Origin of the sequence: Lentzea sp. NEAU-D7 (genome assembly GCF_026242055.1) — a bacterium.
Lineage (GTDB): Bacteria > Actinomycetota > Actinomycetes > Mycobacteriales > Pseudonocardiaceae > Lentzea.
Window position 1 is genome coordinate 223,682 of record NZ_JAPJDL010000010.1, and the last position, 24,006, is coordinate 247,687.

Below are 24,006 nucleotides of genomic sequence, written 5' to 3' on the forward strand. Positions count from 1 at the left end.
GTACCCGGAGGGTCCGACAGTCCCGCTCAGGAGTTGCTGACCGGTGCACGCCACCGGAAGAGGGAGAGGTGGTAGCCGCTGCCGGTCAGACTGCTGACCAGATCGGTCCCGCCTGGGCCGGTGAAGCGGATCTCACGCACTCCCTCGCTGGAGAGGTGTGCTCGCTCGACGGGAAACGCCGCGCCCTCCCGGTCGATGCGGCCGGCCAGCTGTGCGGCCAGGTACTCGGTCAGGCTGTTGTGCACTCCGACGCCCGCGCCGCCGAGCGGCTTGCCGAGTCGCTCGGCGAGACCGGGGTGCGCACGTTCCAGCTTGATCGCGAGCTGGTAGGCGCTCAGGTACAGCGGGCTCGCCTGGCGCAGTGCGTCACTCACCTTGTCGAGAAGACCGTGCTCGTCCCACTTGGTCATGGCCGGCCTGTCGGCCCCGAAGTCCGCGCCGTTACCCACTCAGTCGCCACCGCCGCCGCACCCACCACCGCAGCCGCTTCCGCCGTCACCACCGCCGCTGCCGCACGAGCTCGACGAACAGCCACCGCCGCAGCTGCTGCTGGTCGACGAGTCTCGGCCGGGCAGCGTCCCGACCATCACGGCGCTGAGGCCGAACATCCCCGCGATCGCGAGTCCGCCGATCCTGCCGCGGAGCCCGTGCACGGCGACCGCGCCGACCGGGTCGTGCGCGTTCACCCTGCGCTGGGCTCGTTTCATCAGGACGTAGCCGGCCCTGGTGCGCAACCGGCCCGGGTCGCGCACGGCCAGCACCGAGCCGAGGACGAACGCGAGCCCTCCGGCCACGAAGAAGTACCAGAACGGGAACGGGCTCAGCTGCGGCAGGAGTTCCTGCGGCAGTTCCGGCCACGCCAGGCAGACGAACCCCGTCACGACGAGCACGGGCATCAGCAGGAACAGCCACGGGTGCAGGCGGGGGCGCAGGGAGCGCCGGCGGCGCAGCAGGCCACGGTTGACCAGGTGGGTCCGCAGGCCGTCCGCCTCGGCCGAGCTGAACGCGCCGTGGACGACGTCGTTCAGGTGGCGGCCGTAGCGCAGGCCGGTCAGGATCTGCGCCTCCAGCGGGGTGGACGGGCCCCGGCCGGGCACGTGGACGGCGCTCAGCACGCCCTCGCGCGAGACCCGGACCAGGCCGGCCTGGATCAGGCGGGCCAGGGCCACCTCGGCCGCGCGGGGCGGGCCGCCGACCAGACAGCCCAGCTCTTCGGCGGTATGCGTCGTCACGCGGATTTCTCGGCCGCGGGCCTCACGTCGTTACGTCGGCCGTGATCCGGTCGAACAGTTCGAGCGAGGCCGCGGCGTGCGCGACGGTCAGCGGCACGTCCGAGCCCCGCCGGGACGCCACGAGGTCCAGGATCGGCAGGTCCGGCCAGCGGGCGGCGGCCAGTTCGCCGGCACGCGACTTGCTGACGATCTCGCCGGTCCGGATCGTGTGCCACAGCCGGGCCGGGCCGAGGCCCGCCCACAGCAGCGAGTCGCGCGGAATCGTCGCCGCCGGATCCAGGGACGGCAGCACCCCTCGGAGGCGGTCGAAGTCCAGCTTCCAGTAGCTGACGAGGTTGTCGCGGCAGTAGGCCTCGACGTCAGCGGCACTGCCCGGACACGTGGGCCGTGTGCCGCGCACGGTCTGACCGACGGTCCGCAGCTGTTGCCACAGCACGGGAGTGATCTCGCCGGACAACGGCGTCACGTCGAACACCGGCTTCTCCAGCGAACCGGCGAGCACGACCGCGACGTCGGCCCCCTCGAAGGCGGGCACGTCAGCGGGCGCGGAAAGCTCGATCACGATGTCGAGATCGGAGTCGTGCACGACGTCGCCGAGCACTCGTGACCCGTAAACATGCGCGCCTGCCACCAGACCGGGCAGGCGCGCATCCAAGAACGACAGATATTCCCCAGGTGTCACCACCCGGTCCAAGTTACCGACGGCGCACGAGTGCCCAGGCTCCCGGCAGCACGCCCGCGGCGAGCGCGATCTTCAGCGCGTCACCGACCAGGAACGGCAGCACGCCCACGGCCAGGGCCTTGCCGAGCGACATCCCGGTCATCGCCATCAGCCACGGCACGCCGACCGAGTAGATCGCCAGGTTGCCCAGCGCCATCGTCCCCAGGGTCCGCAACGGCGTGCGGTCGCCGCCGCGGCCGGCCAGGTAGCCCACGAGAGCACCGGCGAACACGAAGCCGACGACGTAGCCGAGCGACACCGGCACCCCGGACGAACCGCCCTGGAACCACGGCACGCCCGCGACTCCGGCGATCAGGTAGAGCAGCATCGAGGTCGCTCCGCGCTGCCAGCCGAGCGAAGCGCCGACGAGCAGGGCGGCGAACGTCTGGCCCGTCAGCGGAACCGGGCTGCCCGGAATCGGCAGCGCCACCTGAGCGGCGAGGCCGGTGAGAGCGGCACCGGCGACGACGAGCGCGAGGTCGCGGGCAAGGGCGCCCGGCACGAAGTCGGCGAGCACGGTGCGACGGGGCGCGAGTGCGAGAGTCACGGTTCCCTCCCAGACGGAATCGAGTGAACCGAGGTTAACCACGCAGGCTCGAGAACGTCTTTGTCCGATCTCCACAAAGTGACCGGTCACACACGTGGATCAGACGTCCAGGGCCACCTTGCCCGCCACCCGCTCCTGGTTGCGCCGCGTTTTGGTCCAACCGTTGTTGCCTCGCACCAATCGGATCAACGCGCGCCACGACGTGATGTAGAAGGTGTAGATGTACAGCGCGTAGCCGAACCCGTACGCAACGGACTTCCAGAAGCCGACGGGTTCACAGCGCGCGCGGTACACCGGTCCCCACAGCACGAACGGCAGCAATCCGAACGCGCCGTACACGGTGAACAGGATCCAGGCGCCGTCGAGGAACCACGTCACGACCTCACCTGGTGACACCGCGAACCGGTACGCCATCATCGCCATCGGAATCGGGTAGATCAGCGTGCCCAGCAACTGCATCCACGGTTGCGCGAGGTAGTACATCATCTCGGCCGCGCCCAGCGTGGTCAGGTGGTCGGAGTCCCAGATGCGCCGCAGGTAGCGCATGCACTGCATGGTGCCCTGGCCCCACCTCGTGCGTTGCGCCAGGAACCGCCGCAACGAGTACAGCGCCTCCTGGTTCACGTGCGTGTCCAACGAGAAACCCGTGTGCCAGCCCGCCGTCAGCAGGTGCACGCCGAGCTCGAAGTCCTCCAGCAACGACCCGCGCCACGGGCTCCCGGTCGGCCCGGCGATGGAGTCCAAAGCGGACAGACGGGTGAACTGGCCGTTGCCGCCCATGGAGATCGTGCCGGTGGCGCCGCGGGACATCTGGATCGCCGCGATGGCCGTGCGGAACTCCAGGTCCTGCATCCGCACGAGCCCGGCGCCGAACGCCCTGCGCCACCGCGACACCCCCGGCTGCCGCTGGCCCGCGTTGATCATCCGCACGTCCACCTGCACGGCGCCGATCCGCGGGTTGCCGAAGAGGTGTTGCGCCGCACAGACTTCGAGGCAGTTGGGCGCCGGCCGCCCGTCCGCGTCGACCACCACGACGATCGCGCGATCGGCGTCCGCGCGGCGCCCCATCCACATCTTCAACGTGCGGTAGGCGTCGTTCAGCGCGTTGCCCTTGCCGGTGCGGGCGTACGGGCGCTGGCGTTGCACGAGGTGGATCTGCGGGTCCCGCACGCCCCCGTTGCGCTTCAGCGTCCGCACGACCCCGGCGGTCCGGTCGTCCGAGTCGTCGTCGATGACCCACACGTGCGCGATGGGGAAAGTCCCGCGCAGGTACCGGATCGTGTCGCCGATGACGGCCTCCTCGTCGCGGCACGGCACGAAGAAGTGCCACTCCAGCGAACCCGGCTCACCGACCGGGGCCGGTTGGCGCCGCAGGTACGGGACCACGATCACGAACACGTACGTCACGAAGGCGACGCTCATCGTCAGGGCGAGCGCCTGCGTGAACCCGAGGACGAGGTCGAGGCTCACTTCCGCGTGGCCAGCCAGACGAACGCGACCAACGCCGCCGCGCCACCGAACACGCTCACCATCGATCCGAGCAGGGTGTGACCCCAGTAGTACCCGGTGTCCACACCGAGCCAGTGCACGAGGCCCACCAGCGTCAGCACGCGGAACTGGTTCACGACGACGACCGCGAGCGCGGCGACCCCCAGCGCGACCAGCACGCGGCTCTGGATGCGCGGGCGCAACGCGATCATCACGGCGCCGACGACGATGAGCGGCAGCACCAGGAACGCGGACGTGCACTCCGGCGTCATCCGCAGGCCCAGCGGGGTGTCCGAGCCCAGTCCGAAGTAGACGGTCTGGCGGTCGGCGACCACGTCCACGCCGTAGGAGCTGATGGCGCTCAGGACCGCGCCGGACAGCGAGATCTCCGCCGTGCGGTACAGGCGATGTGCGAACACGAGTCCCGCTGCTACGGCCAGCAGGGCGACCACCGTCACCCGGCTCGGGAATGCGGTGCGGCGCAGGGCAAGCGTCACCCGAAGATCCTTTCAACCGATGAGGGAGCGCCCAGACGGGCTACTTGACGTTCCATCGGTCAACGCAACGTCATCCCTCACCCCCGGATCGGGTGACGCCGTAACCGGAAATTGATCAAAAAAGCCACGATGGGTGGCGCCGATTGGGCGAGTCGAGTGGTCCCGTCGCCCGATACGGGGAGTAACCCTCAGTTCCCTCGAAAGAAAGCCGATGCCGGTAATTGCCCCCGGAAAGCGTGAAACCACATCGGTATCAACGCGCCCTGGGGCCGGAGGAATCAAGGGAAGGAGTTTCATGCGTGTCCGAATGACGGGACTGGCTGGAGTCATCGCGATTGCCGCACTCCTGGTCGGTGCCGCGCCCGCTTCCGCCGCTCCGGGGGACGCCTCGGCCTACGGTGCGAAGCTCAACGTGACGCTGCTCGGCAGCCCCGCGGTCAACGCGGAGCCTTTCGCCGCGGCGAACGCGAACGGTCCGACCCAGAACACGTTCGCCGGCGTCGACCTCACCGGGATTCTGAAGACCGGTGTCATCAACGCCTCCGCGTCGCGGGACGAGAACTCCGGCGGCGTGTACTCGCGGGCGAGCACCGCGGACGTCCGGGTCGACCTGCTCTCCAAGGTCACCGGCAAGATCTCCGCCGAACTGGTGGAGGCGGAGTGCACGGCGACCCAGAAGGGTCTCGCCGGCAAGGCCAAGCTCGCGGGCGTGAACCTCGGCAAACTCGGCCAGGTCAACGCCGACCCGGCTGCCAACACCAAGCTCGACGTGCAGCTCGCGGGCGTCAAGATCGCCGAGGTGATCTTCAACGAGCAGGTCGGGAACAACGACGGCAGCCTCACCGTGAACGCGATCCACATCAAGCTGCTGCAGGGCGTGCTCGGCTCCATCGGCACCGGCGACGTGATCATCTCGTCCGCCACGTGCGGCCCCGCCGGCCTGCCCATCCCGATGGCGTCGGGGGCGGGCCTGTGGATCGGCCTCGGCCTGCTCGGTGTCGTCTCCGCTCCGGTCGCCTTCGTGGCGCTGCGCCGTCGCGCGTCGCTACCCGTCTTGTCCTCTGGGCAGGCCTGATCGAGGAGCGCGGATGTACAAGGTCCCCGGTACCGGCATTGGCGTCGGCACGGGCGTGGGTGCCCTCGCGGTCACCGGCGCGGACGTGACGTGGTGGATCGCCGCGGGAATCGTCCTCCTCGCCGCGGGTGCGTTCCTCGTGCACTCGGCGCGGAGGAGGCGGCGCGCGGTCCCCGCCCAGACCAGACCGGATCGAGCCGGCTGACGTGGTCCGTCCGGGGTTGCCCCCGCTCCCGGACGGACCTTCCCGCCCTCCCCCGAGAAGAGGACATACGGTGAGCAAAGAGGTTCTGCTGGTGGCCGGCACGCGGCCGGAAGCACTGAAGATCGCCCCGGTCGCCATCGCCCTGAAGGGCCACCCCGGCCTGCGCCCCACGATCGTCCACAGCGGACAGCACTCCGGCATGGTCGAGCAGGCGCTCGCGGCGTTCGACCTGGTGCCGGACGTGCGGCTGGACGTGCCCCGCACCACCGGGACGCAGGCCGAGCTGGTCTCCCGGCTGCTGCCCGAGTTCGACGCCCTGCTGGAGGAGCGCGACCCGGCGGTCACCCTCGTGCAGGGGGACACCACCACGACCCTGGCCGCGGGACTCGCCTCGTTCTGGCGCGGCATCCCCGTGGCGCACCTCGAAGCCGGTCTGCGGACCGGTGACCTGTACGGCCCGTTCCCCGAGGAGGGGAACCGGCAGATGATCTCCCGCATCACCTCGCTGCACCTCGCGCCGACCGACGACGCAGCGAACGCGCTGAACTCCGAGTCGTTGCCGGACAGCCACATCGTCGTCACGGGCAACACCGTCGTGGACGCCGTGCAGCGCGTCGCGTCCGCGAACCTGCCCGCCTCCAGCCCGGACCTCGTCGCCCTGGAACGCACCCTGGACGCCACCGGTGGCCGGCTCATGCTCGTCACCGTGCACCGCCGCGAGTCGTGGGGCCGCCCGCTGATGCGCGTGCTCAACGCCGTGCGCTCCATCGCCGACCGGCACCCCGACCTGCACGTGCTGATCCCCGCGCACCCGAACCCCGGTGTGCGCGAACAGGTCGTGTCGCTGCTGGGCGGCCACGAACGCGTCGTCATCACCGACCCGCTGGACTACCCCGACGTGGTGCGCGTGCTGAAGCGGGCGTCCCTCGTGCTGACCGACTCCGGTGGCCTCCAGGAGGAGGCACCGACGTTCGGCGTGCCCGTCCTGGTGCTGCGCGAGACCACCGAACGCATGCTCGCCGTCGACGCCGGGTGCGCCTGGCTCGTCGGCACCGACACCACCCGCATCCTGGCCGAGGCGGGCTGGGTGCTCGGCTCCCGGCTGCGGCTTCCCCTGGGGCGCAACCCGTTCGGAGACGGGCGTGCCGCCGTGCGCGTGTGCTCCGCGCTGGAGAGGCTGGCGGGCCTGCCGACGGCCCTGCCGCGCCGAGAGCCGTACGCCACGCTCGTGGGCGTCCGCTGACGAAGACGCGTGTCACTCAACCAGGTAATTGCCTACACGAACGGGTGGCATGAAGGGCAGGGCATTCATCAGCGCCGCCCATCACAACCATTATCGGGTGGTGGGAACAAAGGCAATGCGAAAAATGCGCAAGAGTTCGATCGCCGGCGCTGTGGTCGCGTTGATGTTCGCGACCGCGGGCACCGCACTCGCGGCCAACCCGCCCGGCACCGCGTCGGCGGGATCCGCGGACTTCGCGAAGGCGGGCCAGACGTTCACGGTGGCGCCGCTCGCGGTGTGCGACGTGAACCCGGACGCGGCGGGCACCGTCACCGGCTCCAGCCCGGCGGTGAGCCGGACCGGGCTCACGATCGGCGAGACCAGTTCCACCTGCACGACCGAGGTGGTGAACCCGGACCAGTTCCTGACCAGGACCAAGTCCGCGGCGAAGGGCGTGGCCTTCGACCTGTCCGCCCTCGCGGGGCTGTCCGGCGGGAACAAGGGGCCGCGGCTCAAGATCGCCGAGTGGTCGGTCACCTGCAACGCCGACGAGAAGGGCACGTCGGCGGGCTGGCAGCTCAAGGGCATGTCCGGCTGGCCCGGGCTGCCGGCGCAGATCCCGCCCGGCCACGTGCACGACGTCAAGGCGAGCAACGGCACCGTGCTCGCCAAGGCCAAGTTCACCGACACCGTGTTCCCGGTGCCGAACGACGGCAGCCTCAGCATGACCCTGCTGAAGATCACGTTCGAGCCGTCGTCCGGCTACACCGGCAGCATCACCCTCGGCACGGTCGCCTGTTCGCCGACGCCCTAGGCGACCGCGACACCCGCGGCGAGCAGCTCCTCAACGGCGGCGTCGCGGGTCGTCGCGGCGACCGCCGCCGTCAGGTCGACGAGCACCCTCGTGCGGAAGCCGTTGCGGTGGGCGTCGAGGGCGGTGGCGCGGACGCAGTGGTCGGTCGCGATGCCCACGACGTCCACCTCGGTGACGCCCCTGTCCGTCAGCCAGCCCGCGAGGTCGTTCTCCGCCTCGAAACCCGAGTAGGCGGCGGCGAAACGGCCCTTCGAGAAGACCTGCTCGATCCCCGACACGTCCAGTTCCGGGTGGAACGACGCCCCGGGCGAGCCCGCGACGCAGTGCACCGGCCACGAGTCGATGAAGTCCGGCGTCAGGGAGAAGTGGGCGCCGGGGTCGACGTGGTAGTCCCGCGTCGCCACGACGTGGTCGTACGACGAGGTCGCGATGTGCTGCGAGATGGCCGCGGCCACCGCCGCACCACCGGCGACGGCCAGTGAACCGCCCTCGCAGAAGTCGTTCTGCACGTCGACGACGATCAGTGCCTTGGTCATGTCAGTTCTCCACGTAGATCGTCGGGATCGCGGGCTCGCCGCGCGAGAGCTTGAGGCCCTCCCACGGCACGCTCACCAGAGCCGCACGCAGGTGTTCGCGGCTCTGCTCCAGGGTGGGCACCTCGTCGGTGACCTTGCCCGCTCGCATCAGCGGGATCTGCACCAGCCGGTCGTGCGGGCCGAGCTCGGGCTCGGAGGACGCCTGGAACACGACCTCCTCCAGCGCCGTGCCCGTGTCCTTGTGCCTGCGCAGCGCCTTCTTCCAGCCACCGCGCGACTGCTTGGACGTGCTGCGCTTCTCGACGTGCCTGCCGTCGACCTCGACCAGCTTGTAGACCATGCCCGCGGTCGGCGCGCCGGATCCGACCACGACCGAGGTGCCGACGCCGTACGCGTCCACGGGCTCGGCGCGCAGGGCGGCGATCGAGTACTCGTCGAGGTCACCGGAGACGACGATGCGGGTGCTGCGGGCGCCCAGCGAGTCGAGCTGGTCGCGGGCCTGGCGGGCCAGCACGCCCAGGTCGCCCGAGTCGATCCGGATCGCGCCGAGATCGGGCCCGGCGACGGCGACCGCGGTCTTGATGCCCTCGGTGATGTCGTAGGTGTCGACCAGCAACGTCGTCCCGGCGCCCAGCGCCTCGACCTGGCTGCGGAACGCCTGCTCCTCGGAGTCGTGCAGCAACGTGAACGCGTGCGCGCACGTACCGGCCGTCGGGATGCCGTGCCGGCGCCCGGCCTCCAGGTTGGACGTCGCGGTGAAGCCCGCCAGGTACGACGCGCGGGCACATGCCACGGCGGCCTCCTCGTGCGTGCGGCGCGAGCCCATCTCAATCATCCTGCGGCCGTTCGCCGCGGTCACCATGCGGGCGGCGGCGGACGCGATGGCGCTGTCGTGGTTGAGGATCGAGAGCGCGAGCGTCTCCAGCACGACGCCCTCGGCGAACGACGCGCGCACCGTCAGCACCGGCGAACCGGGGAAGTACAGCTCGCCCTCGGGGTAGCCGTCGACGTCGCCGCTGAACCGGTAGTTCGCGAGCCATTCCAAGGTGGAATCGTCGACCACGGCGTTGCGGCGCAGCTGCTCGATCTCCTCCTCGCCGAACCGGAAGTCCGCGATCGCGTCGAGCAGCCGGTTCGTGCCGGCGACCACGCCGTAGCGCCGTTCGTTCGGGAGCCGGCGCGCGAACAGCTCGAACACGCACGGACGGTCACCAGTGCCGTCACGCAGCGCGGCCGCGAGCATGGTGAGCTCGTAATGGTCGGTGAGCAACGCCGTCGAGTTCATGGTCACCAACCCTAAGGTCGCATCCGGTTTACCCGCACGCGGTCTCCGTCACTGCGGCGAACATGACACCATTGGCGGTATGACCACGCCCGTCGAACAGGAACGGACGCAGCCGGAGGCCGTCGGCGAGGAAGTCGCCGCCGAGGACCGACCCTGGCAGACCGTGGTCTGGAACGACCCGGTAAACCTCATGTCCTACGTGACGTACGTGTTCCAGAAGCTGTTCGGGTTCAGCAGGGACCATGCGACCAAGCTGATGCTCGACGTGCACCACAAGGGCAAGGCGATCGTGACATCGGGGACCAAGGACAAGGTGGAGGCCGACGTGGCGAAACTCCACGCGGCAGGGCTCTGGGCGACCATGCAGCGGGCCTCGTGAAGAGGTGGATCCGCGACGGCGACGTCGTCGTCGGCAGGCTGGATCGGCAGGAGGCCGCGGTCGTGCGCGGTCTGGTCAGCCAGATCCAGGACATGCTGCTGGCCCGCGCCGAGGAGGCGCCCCAGGACGAGCTCGCGGAGCTGACCGGCATCAGGACCGGTTCGTCGGAGGCTCCCGACGACCCCATCCTGGGCAGGCTGCTGCCCGACTTCCACCGCCTCGACGACGACGCGCCCGACCCGGACGAGGTCAACTCGGCGGCGGCGCTGCGCTCGTTGCACGAGCCGGAGCTTCTGGACCACAAGACAGGCGCGGCCGAGACCGTGCTGCGCACCTGCTCACCCGACGGCGGTGAGCTCCGGCTGACCATCGCGGAAGCCGAGGCCTGGATGTCGTCGCTCAACGACGTGCGTCTGGCCCTGGGGACAGCGCTGGACGTCACCGAGGACATGCCGGACGAGCTGCCGCCGGAGGACCCGAGATCGCCGCACCTCGGCGTCTACCACTGGCTCACCTGGGTGCAGGACACGCTGGTCGAAGCGATGATGCCGTGATTCCCGGCGTCCTCGTCGGCCACCACCACCGCCTCGAACCCGGCTGGGCGACCGGCACGACCGTCGTGCTGGTCCCGGGCGGCGCGGTCGGGGCCGTGGACGGCCGCGGTGGCGCTCCCGGCACCCGCGAGACCGACCTGCTGGACCCGGCGAACCTGGTCCAGCAGGTGCACGCGATCTGCCTCTCCGGTGGCTCGGCCTACGGGCTCGCGGCCGCGGACGGCGTCATGCGGTGGCTCTCCGAACGCTCCATCGGCTTCCAGGTGGGCGCCCAGCCGCACCACGTCGTGCCGATCGTGCCCGGCGCGGTGATCTTCGACCTGCCGATGTCGGAGTGGGGCAACCGGCCCGACGCCGCGTTCGGCTACGCGGCCTGCGAGGCGGCCACCTCCGAGTTCGCACTGGGCTGCGTCGGCGCGGGTGCCGGTGCGCGGGTCGGGTCGCTCAAGGGTGGTGTCGGCGTCGCCTCGGCGACGGTCGGCGCGCACCAGGTCGGCGCGCTGGCCGTGGTGAACGCGGCCGGCGAGGTCGTCGACCGCGCGTCCGGCCTGCCGTGGCTGCCCTCGCTCGGAACGTCGGCGGTGGCACTGCCCGAACGCAAGCCCGAAGGCCTCAACACCACGATCGGCGTGGTCGCGGTGGACGCGGACCTGTCCAAGGCGGAGTGCCAGCGGCTCGCGATGGCCGCGCAGGACGGCCTGGCCCGCGCCGTGCGGCCCGCGCACTCGATGTTCGACGGCGACACGGTGTTCGCGCTGGCCACGGGGGCCGTGCCGCTCGCGGGGCCGCGTGCGTTCGCGCTGGACGCGCTGTGCACGGCGGCGGCCGAGATGTTCGCTGAGGCCGTGGTGTCCGGTGTGCGCGAGGCGACTTCGGTGAACGGCGTGTCGGCGTTCCGCGACCTCTGAGTTGGGTAACCACCCGGCATGGCCGATGTCATCGATCAGGCAGCAGGTGTCGTGTCCGAGCTCGCACCGCCCGGCGCGGCGCGGGAGATTCCCGGCAGGGAGCTGGCGGTGGTCGCGCCCGCGGGGCTGTTCGCCGCGGCGTTCCTGGTGCCACCGGGGCTGGGAAAAGTGCTGATGAAGGTGGGTGTCGCCGTCACGCCGCTCGCCGCCTGGGCCGAACTGGCCGCGTGGCGCGGGCTCGACCAGGGACAACGGCGGCGCGGGGTGGCGTTGCTGGCCCTCTACCTCGTGGTGGTGCTCAGCCGGCGTCGATGAACGCCTTGAAGTTGTCGACGTTGCGCTCGACCTGTTCGCGCAGCGACTTCTCGAGCACCCTGCGGCCGAGCTTCAGCAGCCCGGACAGTTCGAACTCGTTGTCGCACACGAGGAGCGTGTGCTGGTCGTCGATCGCCGAGTAGCGGTTGGTGATCGTGTGCACCATCCCGGTCGTCCGGTACTGGGAGATCCGCTCGTCGGCGGTCGCGGACAGCACCGTCTCCTCCAGCGTGAACTTGCGGTACCTCAGCGTCGCCGTGGAACCGGGCGCGCCCGGTGTCTCGCTGTGCTGGGTGATGCTGACCAGGTCCGGCTGCCACCCGTGCAGGTGGGCCGGGTCGGACGTGATCACCCGCACCGCCTCGATCGGCCTGTTGAGCACGACCTCCTTGGTGAACCTCATCCGAGCACCTCCGTCCACGCGTCGCTGATCTGCTGCGCCCGCACTCCCGCGGCCATCAGGTCCTCCGGCGACGCGGTCGCGATCCAGTCCTTCGCGGCGCCTTCCGGCAGGTTTCCCGCGAGGAAGTCCTCCAGCGCGTGCAAGCCCATCTCCCAGCCGGCGCCGAGGCCCCACATCGTCGGTGACGCGTTCGGGATGAGCTCGCCGGGCACGGGGGAGTGCGACAGCGTGAGCACCGTCGAGTCGCCGTCCGGGTCGAGCCTCACGACGACCTCGGTCACGCCGCCGCCCATCTCCCAGGTGAGGCCGATCTCGCTGGGCCTGTCGCAGCGGACGACCTCGCCGCCCGCGTTGCCCTCGAGCTGGTAGCGGCCGCCTGGGCGGAGGTCACCGCTGATCGGCAGGAACCACCTGACCAGGCGTTCCGGCGCGGTGATGGCGTCCCAGACGTCCTCGCGCTCCGCCTTGTAGTGCCGCCGGATGACGAGCTTGCCGTCCTCGTAGGCGCGATCAGTCATCTTCTGCCTCCAGCCTGCGTTCGCGCTTGCCGCGTGCCAGTTCGGTCGCCAGCGCGTCGAGATGCGGTTCCCAGAACCGCCGGAAGTGGTCCAGCCACGCGTCGACCTCCCGCAACGGGTCGGGCGCCACGGCGTAGAGCCGTCGCGTGCCCTCGGGCCTGACCTCGACGAACCCGGAGGAGCGCAGCACCTTCAGGTGCTGCGACACGGCGGACTGGGTGATCCCGAACTCGGCCTGGACCACCTCGCCGACGTCTCCCGCCGCCCGCTCGCCACTCGCGAGCAGCTCCAGGATCCGCCGGCGCACCGGGTCTGCGAGTACGTCGAACGCGTGCACGGCGGTGACTGTAGTAGCTCTGGCTAATATAAGCCAGAGCTAAAACAACCAGCGGAGCGCGGGTATCTCGCATACCGAGACAACCCTCGTCAGCCCGTAGGATTGGACGCGTGCTGGTGATTCGCCGTGACCTGGTGGACGCGATGGTGGCCCACGCGCGCCGCGACCATCCCGACGAGGCGTGCGGGGTGATCGCCGGGCCGTACGGGTCCGACAGCCCTGAGCGCTTCATCGAGATGGAGAACGCGGAGCGGTCGCCCACGTTCTACCGGTTCGACGCGGCCGAGCAGCTCAAGGTGTGGCGCGAGATGGACGCGAACGACGAGGTGCCGGTGGTCATCTACCACTCGCACACCGCGACGGAGGCGTACCCGTCCCGCACCGACATCTCGTTCGCCGGCGAGCCGGAGGCGCACTACGTGCTGGTCTCCACGCGCGACCCGATCGAGCACGAGCTGCGGTCGTACCGCATCGTCGACGGTGTCGTGACCGAGGAACCGGTCAAGATCGTCGAATCCTGAGTTGCACCCGTTTCCCGGAGGTAGAACCACCATGGCAGTCACCGTGTCGATCCCGACCATCCTGCGCACCCACACCGGGGGCGAGAAGTCGGTGTCCGCTGCCGGTACGACGCTCGCCGAGGTCATCGACGACCTGGAGAACAACCACGGCGGCCTCAAGGCCCGCCTGGTCAAGGAGGGCACGCTGCACCGGTTCGTCAACGTCTACGTCAACGACGAGGACGTGCGCTTCTCCGGCGGCCTCGCGGCCGAGGTGAAGGACGGCGACAACGTCACCATCCTCCCGGCCGTCGCGGGCGGCTGATCTCTCCCATGGCCCGTTACGACTCGCTCCTGGACGCGCTCGGCGGGACGCCGCTGGTGGGCCTGCCGCGCCTGTCGCCGTCCGAGGACGTGCGCCTGTGGGCGAAGCTCGAGGACCGCAACCCGACCGGCTCGATCAAGGACCGGCCCGCGCTGGCCATGATCGAGGCGGCGGAGCGGGACGGCGTGCTGCGTCCCGGTGCGACGATCCTCGAGCCGACGTCCGGCAACACCGGCATCTCGCTCGCCATGGCCGCGAAGCTCAAGGGCTACGGCCTGGTGTGCGTGATGCCCGAGAACACCTCGTCCGAGCGCAGGCAGCTGCTGCAGGCGTACGGCGCGCGCATCGTGTTCTCGCCTGCCGCCGGCGGGTCGAACCAGGCCGTCGCCACGGCGAAGGAGATCGCCAAGCAGAACCCGGACTGGGTCATGCTCTACCAGTACGGGAACCCGGCGAACGCGGAGGCGCACTTCCGCGGCACGGGCCCGGAGATCCTGAAGGACCTCCCCGAGATCACGCACTTCGTCGCCGGTCTCGGCACGACGGGCACGCTCGTCGGCGTCGGGCGGTACCTGCGCGAGGCCAAGCCGGACGTGCAGATCATCGCCGCCGAACCGCGGTACGGCGAGCTGGTCTACGGCCTGCGCAACCTCGACGAGGGCTTCGTGCCGGAGTTGTACGACGAGTCGGTGCTGACCGGGCGGTACTCGGTCGGGTCCTACGACGCGTTGCGCCGCACCCGGCAGCTGCTGGAGACCGAGGGCATCTTCGCCGGCATCTCGACGGGGGCGATCCTGCACGCCGCGCTGGCCGTGGCGCAGAAGGTCCAGGTGGCGGGGAAGTCCGCGGACATCGTGTTCATCGTCTGCGACGCGGGGTGGAAGTACCTGTCCACCGGCGCCTACGCCGGAACTCTGGACGAGGCGGCCGCGAAGCTCGACGGCCACCTCTGGGCGTGAGCGATCCCGCCGATCTTGTCGGTGGTGCCGAGTAAGTTGTGACGCAGGGGTTCCCAGCTCGGGGGGACCCCTGCGGCAGCGCGCCTCAGCCGTTGAACGCGACGCCCGGCACGCCCTGGCCGACGCCGGGCAGCACCAGCACCGAGCCGTTGAGCTGCCGCTCCACCAGCGCCTCGTCGGACAGCCCCACGCGGGCGGACGTCACGTAGAGGTCGGTGAAGTCGGCCCCGCCGAAGCAGCACGCGGTCGGGTTGTCGACCGGCACCTCGATCTCGCGGTCGAGCTCACCGGCCGGTGTGTAGCGCCGCACGGCGCGGCCACCCCACAGCGCGACCCACACGCACCCGTCGGCGTCGACGGTGAGCCCGTCCGGCCAGCCGTCGGTGTTGCCGACGTGGGTGAGCGGGCGGCGGTTCGCGACGGTGCCTGCCGCGTTGTCGAAGTCGAGGACGTCGATGCGGCGGGTCGGCGTGTCGATGTAGTACATGAGCTCGCCGTCGGGGCTCCAGCCGACGCCGTTGCTCGTGTTCACCTTGTCCACCATGACCTTCGCGGAGCCGTCACCGGTGATCCTGGCGAGCCAGCCCTCGTCGGCGGCCTGGTCGTAGCGCATCGTGCCGGCCCACAGGCGGCCCGACGGGTCGATGCCCGCGTCGTTGCCGCGCACGCCGTCGCGAGCCCAGTAGACGAGCCAGCTCTTGGTGCCGTCGCGGTCGACCAGCGCGATGCCGTCGCGCAGGTTGCAGACGATGCCGCCCTGCGCGCGGGGCTTGGCGGCGCCCACGTGCTGGGGCACCACGAGCACCGCGTCGTCGTCCCGCGCGGGTGCGTACCGGTGCACCTCCGAGGCGAGGATGTCCACCCACAGCAACGTGGAGCTGCTGTGGTCCCACGTCGGGCCCTCACCTAGCTGGGCGGATGCGCGTACCGCTACTTCGATCGACACCCAACCACCTTAGTTGGCACGTACTCTGGACACGTGGACCGCACCGCGCTCGCGAAACGGGTAATACCGCCGCACCCAGTGCTGTCGCTGCTGGTCGTGGCCGGGTTCGTCGGCTTCCTCTACGTCGTCGAGGCCTTCGACGTGGCGACCGGCGGCTCGCTGGAGGACGACGGCGTGCGGCCGCGCGACTTCAGCGAGTGGGACAACCTGCTGTGGATGCCGTTGATCCACGGCGACTGGAGCCACCTCACCGGCAACGCGGTTCCGTTGCTGCTGCTGGGGTTCCTCGCGAACTCGGGAGGGCTCAAGCAGTTCTTCCAGGTCACCGCCGTCATCTGGTTGTCGTCCGCGCTGGGCGTGTGGGTGCTCGGCAGTCCCGGCAGCCACATCGGCGCGTCCGGGCTGGTGTTCGGCTTCCTCGCGTTCCTGCTGGTGCGCGGGATCTTCGCGCGCTCGTGGCTGCAGCTGGTGATCGCCGTCGGCGTGTTCATGCTGTACGGCGCCGCGCTGTGGGGCGTGCTGCCCGGCCAGCCAGGCGTGTCGTGGGAAGGCCACCTGTTCGGCGCGATCGGCGGCGTCCTGGCCGCGTGGGGTGTTTCTCGCGACAACCGGCGCACTACAACACCCGCTACATTCACGGCGTGACGATCGGGATCATGGACTCGGGCGTCGGCGGCCTCACCGTCGCCCGCGCGATCATGGACCAGCTGCCGGGCGAGTCGATCCACTACATCGGCGACACGGCACACGGTCCCTACGGGCCGCTGCCGATCGCGCAGGCGCGCAAGCACGCCCTGGAGATCTGCGACAGGCTCGTGGACGAGGGCGCGAAGATGCTGGTGATCGCGTGCAACACCGCGTCCGCCGCCTGCTTCCGCGACGCCCGTGAGCGCTACGACGTGCCGGTGGTTGAGGTGATCCTCCCGGCGGTGCGGCGCGCGGTGACGACGACCCGCAGCGGCCGCGTCGGCGTGATCGCGACGGTCGGCACGATCAACTCGCACGCCTACCAGGACTCGTTCCAGGCCGCGCGCGACGTGACGGTGACGGCGGCGGCGTGCCCGCGGTTCGTCGACTTCGTCGAGCGCGGCATCACCTCCGGCCGGCAGGTGCTCGGGCTGGCGCAGGCCTACCTGGAACCGTTGCAGCGCGCCGAGGTCGACACGGTCGTGCTGGGCTGCACGCACTACCCGTTGCTGACGGGCGTGATCCAGATCGTCATGGGCCAGCACGTGACGCTGGTGTCGAGCGCCGAGGAGACGGTGAAGGACGTCGTGCGGCTGCTGACCGAGCGCGACGAGTTCGCCGGCTCCGGGCCCGCGCTGCACCGGGTGACGTGCACCGGGCCGCCCGAGCGGTTCGCGAAGCTCGCGGCCCGCTTCCTGCCGACCTTCGAACAGTGGGGCTGATGTGCTGCTGACCGTCCTCGGCTGCTCCGGCAGCATCCCCGGCCCCGGTGCCGCGGCGTCGGGCTACCTGCTGGAGGCCGAAGGGTTCACGCTGGCGCTGGAGTTCGGCAACGGGGCGCTGTCGCGGTTCCAGGAGGAGCGGCCGCTGTTCTCGATGGACGCGCTGGTGCTCTCGCACCTGCACCCGGACCACTGCATCGACGTGTCCTCCCTGTACGTGGCGAGGAAGTACCACCCCGTTCCGCCGTCCGGGACGCTGCCCGTCCACGCGCCCGCCGACGCGCACTCGCGCTTCGCCGCCGCCTACGCGCCGAACGAGGCCGAGCGGTCGTCGCTGGACCTGAGCGACGTCTTCTCCTTCCACGGCCTGGGGTCGCGGGTGGAGATAGGACCGTTCACCGTGGACTCCGCCGTGGTCGCACATCCTTGCGAGGCCTACGGGTTCCGGATCTCCTACGGCGGGGTGACCCTGGCGTACACCGGGGACAGCGGGCCCTGTGCCGCGCTGGACTCGCTGGCGTCCGGCGCCGACGTGCTGCTGAGCGAGGCGAGCTGGACGCACGCGCCGGACCGGCAGCCGGATCTGCACCTGTCCGGACGCGAGGCGGGTGAGCTGGCCGCGCGGGCGGGGGCCGGGCGGCTGCTGGTCACGCACGTGCCGCCGTGGACGTCGCGTGAGGACGTGCTGGAGGAGGCCCGGTCGGCGTTCGGCGGGCCTTGTGAGCTGGTCGTGCAGGGCGGCCGGTACGAGGTGGGGGAGCGGACATGATCAACCTGGAGCGCGTCGGCGAGCACGAGTTCGTCGCTTCCAACGGGCGCGGTGCGTCGGTGCGGATCGGCCGCAAGGGCCAGGAGGGCTCGTTCAGCCCGGTCGAGCTGCTGGTCGCGGCGGCCGCCGGGTGCGCGGTCGTGACGTCGGAGACGTTGATCCTGCGCAGAACCGGCGGTGATCAGCTGACAGCGGAGGCGGACGCGGTCCAGTCGGAGAGCGGCAACGAGGTGATCTCCATCCCGGTGACGCTCTCGTACGACCTGTCCGCGGTGGACGACCCGGAGGCGCTGGAGATCGTCGTCCGGCGCGCCGTGGAGCAGTTCTGCACGGTCACGCGGACGTTGAAGCAGTCGGCGACGGCGCCGCTTCAGCTCCCGACGCCGCTCCAGACGGCTTCCGAACCGCTGTGACCGGCGCGCACGGTCTGCACCGTCGTCCCGATCGCGAGCAGCACGACCAGCACGGACACCACGACTGAGAGCACCCGCCACGTCTTCGTGGTGGGTGCCTCCGCCTGCCGTTCGCGATCGGCGAGCCGGCCCGCGACCAGCAGCGCGATCACCGCGACGCCGAACCCGAGCGCGATGGGCAGCAGCGTCGTGCCGAGGTCGGCGTGCGTCTGGATGGCGGGGTTCTGCACGCCGTTGTTCTGCAGTGCCGTCTGCAGGTCCTCACCGGCCTGCTTGGCCATCGGGACCGCCGCGACACCTGCCAGCGTGACCCCCAGAACGGGCCACGCGTACCGGCGCCGCCAGGCCGGGACCAGCGCGATCGCGACCGAACTGAGCGCCGCGAGGGGCAACAGCACGACCACCGCGTGCACCAGCAAGGGGTGGAGCGGAATACCGTCGATCGTCAGCATGTCTCTCCCTACGCCATGGCGCTCCGCAGGGTTCATTAGGGTAAGCGCCGTGGTGCGAAGCGATGGCCGAAACGACGACGTGTTGCGTGACATCCGGATCACGCGTAGATATCAGACCTGGCCCGCGGGCTCGGTCCTGATCGAGTTCGGGAACACCCGCGTGCTGTGCGCCGCGAGTGTCACCGAAGGTGTCCCCCGCTGGCGCCAGGGCTCCGGCCTCGGCTGGGTGACCGCCGAGTACGCGATGCTCCCGTCGGCCACGCACAGCCGCAGCGACCGCGAGTCCGTGAAGGGCCGCATCGGCGGCCGCACGCACGAGATCTCGCGCCTCATCGGCCGTTCCCTGCGTGCCTGCATCGACCTGGCGGCGCTGGGCGAGAACACCATCGTCATCGACTGCGACGTCATCCAGGCCGACGGCGGCACCCGCACGGCCGCGATCACCGGCGCGTACGTCGCGCTGGCCGACGCGGTGACGTACCTGGGCGCGGCGGGCCGCCTGGCCGACCCGTCCCCGCTGTCGTGCGCGGTGTCCGCGGTGTCGGTCGGCGTCGTCGACGGCCGCGTGCGCCTCGACCTGCCGTACGAGGAGGACTCGCGCGCGGAGGTCGACATGAACGTCGTCGCCACCGACGCGGGCACGCTGATCGAGGTCCAGGGCACCGGCGAGGGCGCGACGTTCGCCCGGTCCACTTTGGACCGCATGCTCGACATCGCCCTGCGCGGCTGCGCCGAGCTGAACCGCCTCCAGGCCGCCGCTCTCGCCCAGCCGTACCCCGGCGTCCTGCCGGAGCCCAAGGCGAGCAAGCGATGAAGCTCCTCCTGGCCTCCCGCAACGCGAAGAAGCTCCGCGAGCTCCAGCGCATCGTGGTGTCGGAGTCGCTGGCCGGCATCGAGGTGCTGTCCCTGTCGGACGTGCCCGAGTTCCCGGAGGCCCCGGAGACCGCGCCGGACTTCGAGGGCAACGCCCTGGCCAAGGCCCGCGACGCCGCTGCCGCCACCGGCCTGGCCTCCGTCGCGGACGACTCCGGCCTCGCCGTGGACGAGCTGAACGGCATGCCCGGCGTGCTGTCCGCCCGCTGGTCGGGCCGCCACGGCGACGACGACGCCAACCTGGACCTGCTGCTGGGCCAGCTCGGCGACGTGCCGGACGAGCGCCGCGGCGCGGCCTTCATCTCGGTGGTCGCCCTCGTGGTGCCCGGCGGCGAGGAGGTCGTCGTGCGAGGCGAGTGGCGCGGCACGTTGCTGCGCGCCCGTCGTGGCACCAACGGCTTCGGCTACGACCCGATCTTCGTGCCCGAGGGGTACGAGATCACCTCAGCCGAGATGACGGCCGAGGAGAAGGACGCGGAGTCCCACCGGGGCCGCGCCCTGAAGCTCCTCGTCCCGTACCTGCGCAAGCTGGTCTAGCCGCGGGTCACACCGTGGCGGCCTGCGCGTGTGAGGCCACCGACACGACGCAGACGCCCGCGGCGATCAAAGCCATGCCCGCGAGCATGGCGAGGTTCAGCGGGTCCGCGAACAGGACCCGGCTCGTGATCGCCACCAGGGCGATGCCGGCGCCTGCCCAGATCGCGTAGGTGATGGCCACCGGCACGCCCATTCTGATCACGAGCGATTCGAGGTAGAGCGCGGTCAGGAAACCCGCGCCGAGGCCCGCCGTGGGCCACGGTTTGGTGAAGCCGTCGGAGTATTTGAGGCACAGGGTCGCGAAAACCTCCGCACCCACGGCGAGGGCGAGCAACATCCACTTGAGCATTGAATTTTCCCAGCACGAAATGCACGCAGCGCTAGGCGTGCGTGTTGAAGACAACGGTTGACGGATGGGCGAAAAGCCCTGGTCAGCCGCCGCGCGTGGGGAAGTGGACTCGCAAGATGAAATCAGACGGGATGTCGGGGCCGTTAGGTGCCGTCAAACGACACACGGTGTATCACCCTCACCGGAACAGGGGCGGCTTTGTTGCACGCCCTCCGTTCGACCATACCTGAAAAGGGCCGCCGTCGCAGTCTGAAGCGACGACGGCCTCACGTGCGGTGGGGGATCAGGCGGGGAGTTCGCGCAGGAGCTTGGCGACGTGGCCGGTCGCGCGGACGTTGTACATGGCCTTGACGATCTTGCCGTCGGGGCCGACGAGGAACGTCGAGCGGATGACGCCCTGGACGGTGCGGCCGTAGTTCTGCTTCTCGCCGAAGGCGCCCCACTCGGTCAGGACCTTCTTGTCCGGGTCGCCGAGGAGCGGGAACGTCAGGCCCTCGGCGTCGCGGAACTTCGCGAGCTTCTCCTGCTTGTCGGGCGAGATGCCGACGACCTCGTAGCCGGAGCCGGCGAGGGCGCCGAGGTTGTCGCGGAAGTCGCAGGCCTGCTTGGTGCAGCCCGGGGTGCTCGCGGCCGGGTAGAAGTACACGACCACGGACTTGCCGAGGTAGTCGGACAGGGACACCGGCTTGCCCTCGCTGTCGGGCAGCGTGAACGCGGGCGCGGTGTCACCAGGTTCGAGACGACTGGTCATGCCCCAGAGACTAGGCCTGGCCCTCGAAGACGGTGGGTGCGTCCTGGCCCTGCCCACCCGGCTGGATGGTCAGCTGCATGCGCACCGGCGCCTCGGGTACCGCGAACGCCAGCTGGAGCTGCGTGTCACGGCCCGGCGGGAGCTCGGCCACGGCGGCGGCGAGGCCGTTGAGGCCCTGCACGGAGTCGACGAGCTCGGCGGCGGGCTCACCGTCCGCCGTCGCGCGCACGGAGAGCTGGGAGGGCAGGTAGGGGGCCTTGGAGCCGTTGTAGACGGTGATCGTGAAGACGGCGGTGCGCCTGGCCTTCGGGATCGCCGTCTCGGACGGTGAGAGGGAGCGGGGGGCGGAGACCACGACGGACAGGCCCGAGGCCCACACGCGCTGCGTGCCGTACCCGGCGGCACCGGACGCGCTCGGCGTCTCGGCTCGCTGCTCGACCGTCAGGTTCTCGTCGGGGGTGACGGCGACACCGGGGCCCGCACATCCCGCCACGGCCAGCACCAGGCACAGGCCCGCGGCCGATTTGGCGAACTTCACGAACTCCCCTTTCCCACCCCGGCGGTGGGTGTGAACGACTCACGTCAACTGTGACGGTGCCGAAGAGGGAAGTGCGAACGAAAGAGGCCTCTGAAGCGGACCTGGTGCCGGGACGTGGCCGACTCGTGATGGGCGGCGTGGGCGGCGCCACAGAGTGCGCCGGCCCCACGCCGTCCGTGCGGCCGAGGCCGCGGGTCACGCTAGGGAGCGCGTCGGGGGGCGTGCGCGCTCACACCGATCATCGCCCACTGTGTGCCACGCGCTACAAGCGGAGCCGTTTATCACCCGTTCAGACCAGTGTCTGTCGTACAAAACGTGAAGGTCACGCCTGGCCGACTCACGTATGTGCGGCTGAACAGCCCAGTGACGGCGTCCGTTCGGCCACCTCGCTGAGGAGTTCGAACGAACGCAGACGGTCATCGTGCCCGTGCACGATGGTCGTCACCATGAGCTCGTCGGCCGCCGTCGACTCCATCAACTCGTCCAGCCCGGAGCGGACCGTTGAGGGGGACCCGATGATCTGGCTGGACATGCGGTCCTCGATCACCAACTGGTCGATCTCGGTGTACGGGTAGTCCGCGGCCTCCTGCGGCGTGGCCAGCGGGGCCGGGCGGCCCTGCCGCAGCCGCACGAAGGAGAGCGCTCCCGGACCCGCGATGTAGCGGGCGTGCTCGTCGGTGTCGGCGACGACGACCGAGGCGCACACCATCGCGTAGGGCTCGTCGAGCACCTCGGACGGGCGGAAGTGCCGCCGGTACAGCTCCAGCGCGGGCAGCGTGTTCTGCGCGCTGAAGTGGTGGGCGAACGCGAACGGCAGGCCCAGCATCCCCGCCGCCTGCGCGCTGTAGCCGGACGAGCCGAGCAGCCAGATCGGCGGCTTGTTGCCGGCGGCGGGCACGGCGTTGAGCTCGGCGGTGCCCTCGAAGTACTTGATCAGCTCGGTCAGCTCCTGCGGGAAGTTCTCCGCGGAGAGACCTGCCTCGGTGCGCCGCAACGCCCGCGCCGTCTTCTGGTCGGTGCCGGGCGCGCGGCCGATGCCGAGGTCGATGCGGCCGGGGTGCAGCGCCTCGAGCATGCCGAACTGCTCGGCGACCACCAGCGGTGCGTGGTTGGGCAGCATGACGCCGCCCGACCCGACGCGGATCGTCTCGGTGGCGTCCGCGATGTGCCCGATCAGCACGGCGGGCGCAGACGAGGCGATGCCCGGCATGTTGTGGTGCTCGGCGAACCAGTAGCGGTGGTAGCCGAGGCGTTCGGCCTGCTGAGCGAGCTCCCGCGAGTTCCGCAGCGCGGTCGTCGCGTCCGACCCCGACGTGATGGGAGCGAGGTCGAGAACGGACAGCGGGATCTCAGTGAGACGGCTCATGCATCGATCAACACCGATACTTCGTGACTTCTTCCGTGAGCCGGGTAACTCGTTTCGCGGCTTTCTCGTACGTGGTGCCCTCCGGGTGCAGCGTCAGCACCGCGACGATGCTGAACCAGCACGTCCCGGACGTGTGCAGGGCCGGCGACTTCGTGTCGAGGTCCCACTGCACGCGCGGGCGCGGCCTGTCGACGCACGGCCTCGTCGGGTCGCCGAACCCCGACCAGCCCTGCTTGAACGCGGGCTTCCACGTGGCGGACGGCAGTCCGAACGACTGGTCGAACCCGTCCGACGCGCACTTCTCGGCCCGCTGCAGGTGCCCCATGATCGTGTGCCGCACCTTGGGCTTCGCTTCCTCCAGCACGTACCGGTAGATCTTCACGACGTCCGAGGCGCTCACGGCCGTGTAGCCCCACATGCCCCGCTTCTCCGGGGGCCGCGTGTCGTCGAGCTTGAGCCGCTCGGCCGTGCGCACGACGACCTGCTCCCACCCGTTCTCCACCCACAGCTCGCTCGCCGCGTAGTCGTCGCTGACCCGCAGCATGGGTTCGATGCGCGGGTCGTCGCCCCGCGTCTCCAGCTGTTCGATCGCGATCAGGATCTTCACCAGCGAGGCGGATCTGATCGGTTTGTGCACGTCCCGGCCGGTCACCTGGTGCGTGATCCGGTCGTAGACCGCGTAGGAGGCGGTCGGCGCGGGAACGGGCGCCGCCGTGGACACGGGTGCCGCGAGCAAGGCCATCGTCATGAGTAGGTGCACGCTCCCGGAAGCTAGCGGTCACC

35 protein-coding genes are annotated in these 24,006 nt (G+C 70.4%); 17 read left to right on the top strand and 18 right to left on the bottom strand.

All coding sequences use genetic code 11. From position 1 onward, the window contains the following. Positions 1 to 26: 26 nt before the first annotated feature. The 6 genes from ORI60_RS22075 to xrtP all read right to left on the bottom strand — a co-directional run bounded on the left by ORI60_RS22075 (position 27) and on the right by xrtP (position 4,485). Entirely contained in the window at positions 27 to 410 is a 384-nt protein-coding gene (locus tag ORI60_RS22075) for a hypothetical protein (RefSeq protein WP_266039708.1), read from the bottom strand. A gap of 39 nt (positions 411 to 449) precedes the next feature. Then, the gene (locus ORI60_RS22080; protein ID WP_266039710.1) at positions 450 to 1,232 is read right to left on the bottom strand and encodes a TIGR04222 domain-containing membrane protein; all 783 of its coding nucleotides are present in this window, start codon (positions 1,230 to 1,232) and stop codon (positions 450 to 452) included. Between the two features lie 22 nt (positions 1,233 to 1,254). After that, the gene (locus ORI60_RS22085; RefSeq protein ID WP_266039712.1) at positions 1,255 to 1,917 is read right to left on the bottom strand and encodes a nucleotidyltransferase domain-containing protein; all 663 of its coding nucleotides are present in this window, start codon (positions 1,915 to 1,917) and stop codon (positions 1,255 to 1,257) included. 10 nt (positions 1,918 to 1,927) lie between these two features. Further along, positions 1,928 to 2,500: a biotin transporter BioY gene (locus ORI60_RS22090; RefSeq protein WP_266039714.1), complete on the bottom strand. Its 573-nt coding sequence runs from the start codon at positions 2,498 to 2,500 to the stop codon at positions 1,928 to 1,930. Between the two features lie 99 nt (positions 2,501 to 2,599). Then, the gene (locus ORI60_RS22095) at positions 2,600 to 3,922 is read right to left on the bottom strand and encodes a glycosyltransferase (RefSeq protein WP_266039793.1); all 1,323 of its coding nucleotides are present in this window, start codon (positions 3,920 to 3,922) and stop codon (positions 2,600 to 2,602) included. 44 nt (positions 3,923 to 3,966) lie between these two features. Further along, the gene (xrtP, locus tag ORI60_RS22100; protein ID WP_266039716.1) at positions 3,967 to 4,485 is read right to left on the bottom strand and encodes an exosortase P; all 519 of its coding nucleotides are present in this window, start codon (positions 4,483 to 4,485) and stop codon (positions 3,967 to 3,969) included. Between the two features lie 295 nt (positions 4,486 to 4,780). Here xrtP and ORI60_RS22105 point away from each other — a divergent pair, with 295 nt between their 5' ends. The 4 genes from ORI60_RS22105 to ORI60_RS22120 all read left to right on the top strand — a co-directional run bounded on the left by ORI60_RS22105 (position 4,781) and on the right by ORI60_RS22120 (position 7,801). Continuing rightward, a complete protein-coding gene (locus ORI60_RS22105) occupies positions 4,781 to 5,560 on the top strand; it encodes a choice-of-anchor P family protein (RefSeq protein WP_266039717.1) in 780 nt (259 codons plus the stop codon). Between the two features lie 13 nt (positions 5,561 to 5,573). Next, on the top strand, positions 5,574 to 5,765 hold the full coding sequence (locus ORI60_RS22110; protein WP_266039719.1) for an LPXTG cell wall anchor domain-containing protein: 192 nt from the start codon (positions 5,574 to 5,576) through the stop codon (positions 5,763 to 5,765). A gap of 70 nt (positions 5,766 to 5,835) precedes the next feature. Further along, the gene (gene wecB, locus ORI60_RS22115) at positions 5,836 to 7,008 is read left to right on the top strand and encodes a non-hydrolyzing UDP-N-acetylglucosamine 2-epimerase (RefSeq protein WP_266039721.1); all 1,173 of its coding nucleotides are present in this window, start codon (positions 5,836 to 5,838) and stop codon (positions 7,006 to 7,008) included. A 124-nt stretch (positions 7,009 to 7,132) separates the two neighbouring features. Further along, positions 7,133 to 7,801, top strand: coding sequence for a hypothetical protein (locus ORI60_RS22120; RefSeq protein WP_266039722.1), 669 nt, complete (start codon positions 7,133 to 7,135; stop codon positions 7,799 to 7,801). Here the strand turns inward: ORI60_RS22120 and ORI60_RS22125 are convergent. Both ORI60_RS22125 and ORI60_RS22130 read right to left on the bottom strand, forming a co-directional pair. Next, positions 7,798 to 8,337, bottom strand: a complete 540-nt coding sequence (locus ORI60_RS22125; RefSeq protein ID WP_266039723.1) for an isochorismatase family protein — start codon at positions 8,335 to 8,337, stop codon at positions 7,798 to 7,800. The genes ORI60_RS22120 and ORI60_RS22125 overlap by 4 nt on opposite strands. Before the next feature lies 1 nt (position 8,338). Next, the gene (locus ORI60_RS22130; protein ID WP_266039795.1) at positions 8,339 to 9,622 is read right to left on the bottom strand and encodes a nicotinate phosphoribosyltransferase; all 1,284 of its coding nucleotides are present in this window, start codon (positions 9,620 to 9,622) and stop codon (positions 8,339 to 8,341) included. 79 nt (positions 9,623 to 9,701) lie between these two features. Here ORI60_RS22130 and clpS point away from each other — a divergent pair, with 79 nt between their 5' ends. Genes clpS through ORI60_RS22150 form a run of 4 tightly spaced genes read left to right on the top strand, consistent with a single transcriptional unit; the run spans position 9,702 to position 11,778 of the window. Next, the gene (gene clpS, locus ORI60_RS22135) at positions 9,702 to 10,001 is read left to right on the top strand and encodes an ATP-dependent Clp protease adapter ClpS (protein ID WP_030479230.1); all 300 of its coding nucleotides are present in this window, start codon (positions 9,702 to 9,704) and stop codon (positions 9,999 to 10,001) included. Next, entirely contained in the window at positions 9,998 to 10,555 is a 558-nt protein-coding gene (locus ORI60_RS22140) for a DUF2017 domain-containing protein (protein WP_266039729.1), read from the top strand. The genes clpS and ORI60_RS22140 overlap by 4 nt, the downstream gene beginning before the upstream one ends. Further along, positions 10,552 to 11,463, top strand: a complete 912-nt coding sequence (locus ORI60_RS22145) for a P1 family peptidase (RefSeq protein WP_266039730.1) — start codon at positions 10,552 to 10,554, stop codon at positions 11,461 to 11,463. Before ORI60_RS22140 ends, ORI60_RS22145 begins: the two co-directional genes overlap by 4 nt. A gap of 18 nt (positions 11,464 to 11,481) precedes the next feature. Beyond that, positions 11,482 to 11,778: a hypothetical protein gene (locus ORI60_RS22150; RefSeq protein ID WP_266039731.1), complete on the top strand. Its 297-nt coding sequence runs from the start codon at positions 11,482 to 11,484 to the stop codon at positions 11,776 to 11,778. Here the strand turns inward: ORI60_RS22150 and ORI60_RS22155 are convergent. Genes ORI60_RS22155 through ORI60_RS22165 form a run of 3 tightly spaced genes read right to left on the bottom strand, consistent with a single transcriptional unit; the run spans position 11,762 to position 13,036 of the window. Further along, positions 11,762 to 12,181, bottom strand: coding sequence for an SRPBCC family protein (locus ORI60_RS22155; RefSeq protein WP_266039733.1), 420 nt, complete (start codon positions 12,179 to 12,181; stop codon positions 11,762 to 11,764). The two genes, ORI60_RS22150 and ORI60_RS22155, sit on opposite strands and share 17 nt — an antisense overlap. Beyond that, positions 12,178 to 12,699, bottom strand: coding sequence for an SRPBCC family protein (locus ORI60_RS22160; RefSeq protein ID WP_266039735.1), 522 nt, complete (start codon positions 12,697 to 12,699; stop codon positions 12,178 to 12,180). The genes ORI60_RS22155 and ORI60_RS22160 overlap by 4 nt, the downstream gene beginning before the upstream one ends. Beyond that, the gene (locus ORI60_RS22165; protein WP_266039736.1) at positions 12,692 to 13,036 is read right to left on the bottom strand and encodes an ArsR/SmtB family transcription factor; all 345 of its coding nucleotides are present in this window, start codon (positions 13,034 to 13,036) and stop codon (positions 12,692 to 12,694) included. Before ORI60_RS22165 ends, ORI60_RS22160 begins: the two co-directional genes overlap by 8 nt. Positions 13,037 to 13,146: 110 nt before the next feature. Between ORI60_RS22165 and ORI60_RS22170 the strand changes: the two genes are divergently transcribed. Genes ORI60_RS22170 through ORI60_RS22180 form a run of 3 tightly spaced genes read left to right on the top strand, consistent with a single transcriptional unit; the run spans position 13,147 to position 14,820 of the window. Continuing rightward, positions 13,147 to 13,557, top strand: coding sequence for a M67 family metallopeptidase (locus tag ORI60_RS22170; protein WP_323055929.1), 411 nt, complete (start codon positions 13,147 to 13,149; stop codon positions 13,555 to 13,557). Between the two features lie 31 nt (positions 13,558 to 13,588). Further along, on the top strand, positions 13,589 to 13,861 hold the full coding sequence (locus ORI60_RS22175) for a MoaD/ThiS family protein (RefSeq protein ID WP_030479225.1): 273 nt from the start codon (positions 13,589 to 13,591) through the stop codon (positions 13,859 to 13,861). 8 nt (positions 13,862 to 13,869) lie between these two features. Then, on the top strand, positions 13,870 to 14,820 hold the full coding sequence (locus ORI60_RS22180) for a PLP-dependent cysteine synthase family protein (protein ID WP_266039737.1): 951 nt from the start codon (positions 13,870 to 13,872) through the stop codon (positions 14,818 to 14,820). A gap of 85 nt (positions 14,821 to 14,905) precedes the next feature. On the opposite strand, the gene ORI60_RS22185 is transcribed toward ORI60_RS22180, so the two are convergent. Further along, on the bottom strand, positions 14,906 to 15,766 hold the full coding sequence (locus tag ORI60_RS22185) for an SMP-30/gluconolactonase/LRE family protein (RefSeq protein ID WP_266039738.1): 861 nt from the start codon (positions 15,764 to 15,766) through the stop codon (positions 14,906 to 14,908). Between the two features lie 33 nt (positions 15,767 to 15,799). Here ORI60_RS22185 and ORI60_RS22190 point away from each other — a divergent pair, with 33 nt between their 5' ends. Genes ORI60_RS22190 through ORI60_RS22205 form a run of 4 tightly spaced genes read left to right on the top strand, consistent with a single transcriptional unit; the run spans position 15,800 to position 18,357 of the window. After that, positions 15,800 to 16,411, top strand: a complete 612-nt coding sequence (locus tag ORI60_RS22190) for a rhomboid family intramembrane serine protease (RefSeq protein ID WP_266039740.1) — start codon at positions 15,800 to 15,802, stop codon at positions 16,409 to 16,411. Between the two features lie 11 nt (positions 16,412 to 16,422). Further along, positions 16,423 to 17,175, top strand: coding sequence for a glutamate racemase (gene murI, locus ORI60_RS22195; protein WP_266039799.1), 753 nt, complete (start codon positions 16,423 to 16,425; stop codon positions 17,173 to 17,175). A 1-nt stretch (position 17,176) separates the two neighbouring features. Next, complete coding sequence (locus tag ORI60_RS22200; protein WP_266039742.1) at positions 17,177 to 17,944, top strand: MBL fold metallo-hydrolase; 768 nt, start codon at positions 17,177 to 17,179, stop codon at positions 17,942 to 17,944. Further along, entirely contained in the window at positions 17,941 to 18,357 is a 417-nt protein-coding gene (locus ORI60_RS22205) for an OsmC family protein (protein WP_266039744.1), read from the top strand. The genes ORI60_RS22200 and ORI60_RS22205 overlap by 4 nt, the downstream gene beginning before the upstream one ends. On the opposite strand, the gene ORI60_RS22210 is transcribed toward ORI60_RS22205, so the two are convergent. Continuing rightward, on the bottom strand, positions 18,315 to 18,809 hold the full coding sequence (locus tag ORI60_RS22210; protein ID WP_266039746.1) for a DUF2231 domain-containing protein: 495 nt from the start codon (positions 18,807 to 18,809) through the stop codon (positions 18,315 to 18,317). The two genes, ORI60_RS22205 and ORI60_RS22210, sit on opposite strands and share 43 nt — an antisense overlap. Before the next feature lie 49 nt (positions 18,810 to 18,858). Here ORI60_RS22210 and rph point away from each other — a divergent pair, with 49 nt between their 5' ends. Both rph and rdgB read left to right on the top strand, forming a co-directional pair. Then, the gene (rph, locus tag ORI60_RS22215; protein ID WP_266039748.1) at positions 18,859 to 19,623 is read left to right on the top strand and encodes a ribonuclease PH; all 765 of its coding nucleotides are present in this window, start codon (positions 18,859 to 18,861) and stop codon (positions 19,621 to 19,623) included. Beyond that, entirely contained in the window at positions 19,620 to 20,219 is a 600-nt protein-coding gene (gene rdgB, locus ORI60_RS22220) for an RdgB/HAM1 family non-canonical purine NTP pyrophosphatase (protein ID WP_266039750.1), read from the top strand. Before rph ends, rdgB begins: the two co-directional genes overlap by 4 nt. 7 nt (positions 20,220 to 20,226) lie before the next feature. Here rdgB and ORI60_RS22225 read toward each other — a convergent pair whose 3' ends face one another. From ORI60_RS22225 to ORI60_RS22245, 5 genes are all read right to left on the bottom strand, one after another. Next, positions 20,227 to 20,568, bottom strand: coding sequence for a DMT family transporter (locus ORI60_RS22225; RefSeq protein WP_266039752.1), 342 nt, complete (start codon positions 20,566 to 20,568; stop codon positions 20,227 to 20,229). Positions 20,569 to 20,851: 283 nt separating this feature from the next. After that, positions 20,852 to 21,319 (bottom strand): thioredoxin-dependent thiol peroxidase, encoded by a 468-nt coding sequence (gene bcp / locus ORI60_RS22230; protein ID WP_266039754.1) that lies wholly within the window; start codon positions 21,317 to 21,319, stop codon positions 20,852 to 20,854. Positions 21,320 to 21,329: 10 nt separating this feature from the next. After that, complete coding sequence (locus ORI60_RS22235; protein ID WP_266039755.1) at positions 21,330 to 21,857, bottom strand: hypothetical protein; 528 nt, start codon at positions 21,855 to 21,857, stop codon at positions 21,330 to 21,332. A gap of 337 nt (positions 21,858 to 22,194) precedes the next feature. Next, a complete protein-coding gene (locus ORI60_RS22240) occupies positions 22,195 to 23,223 on the bottom strand; it encodes an LLM class flavin-dependent oxidoreductase (RefSeq protein ID WP_266039756.1) in 1,029 nt (342 codons plus the stop codon). Positions 23,224 to 23,230: 7 nt separating this feature from the next. Further along, positions 23,231 to 23,983: a hypothetical protein gene (locus ORI60_RS22245; protein ID WP_266039758.1), complete on the bottom strand. Its 753-nt coding sequence runs from the start codon at positions 23,981 to 23,983 to the stop codon at positions 23,231 to 23,233. Between the last annotated feature and the right edge of the window lie 23 nt (positions 23,984 to 24,006).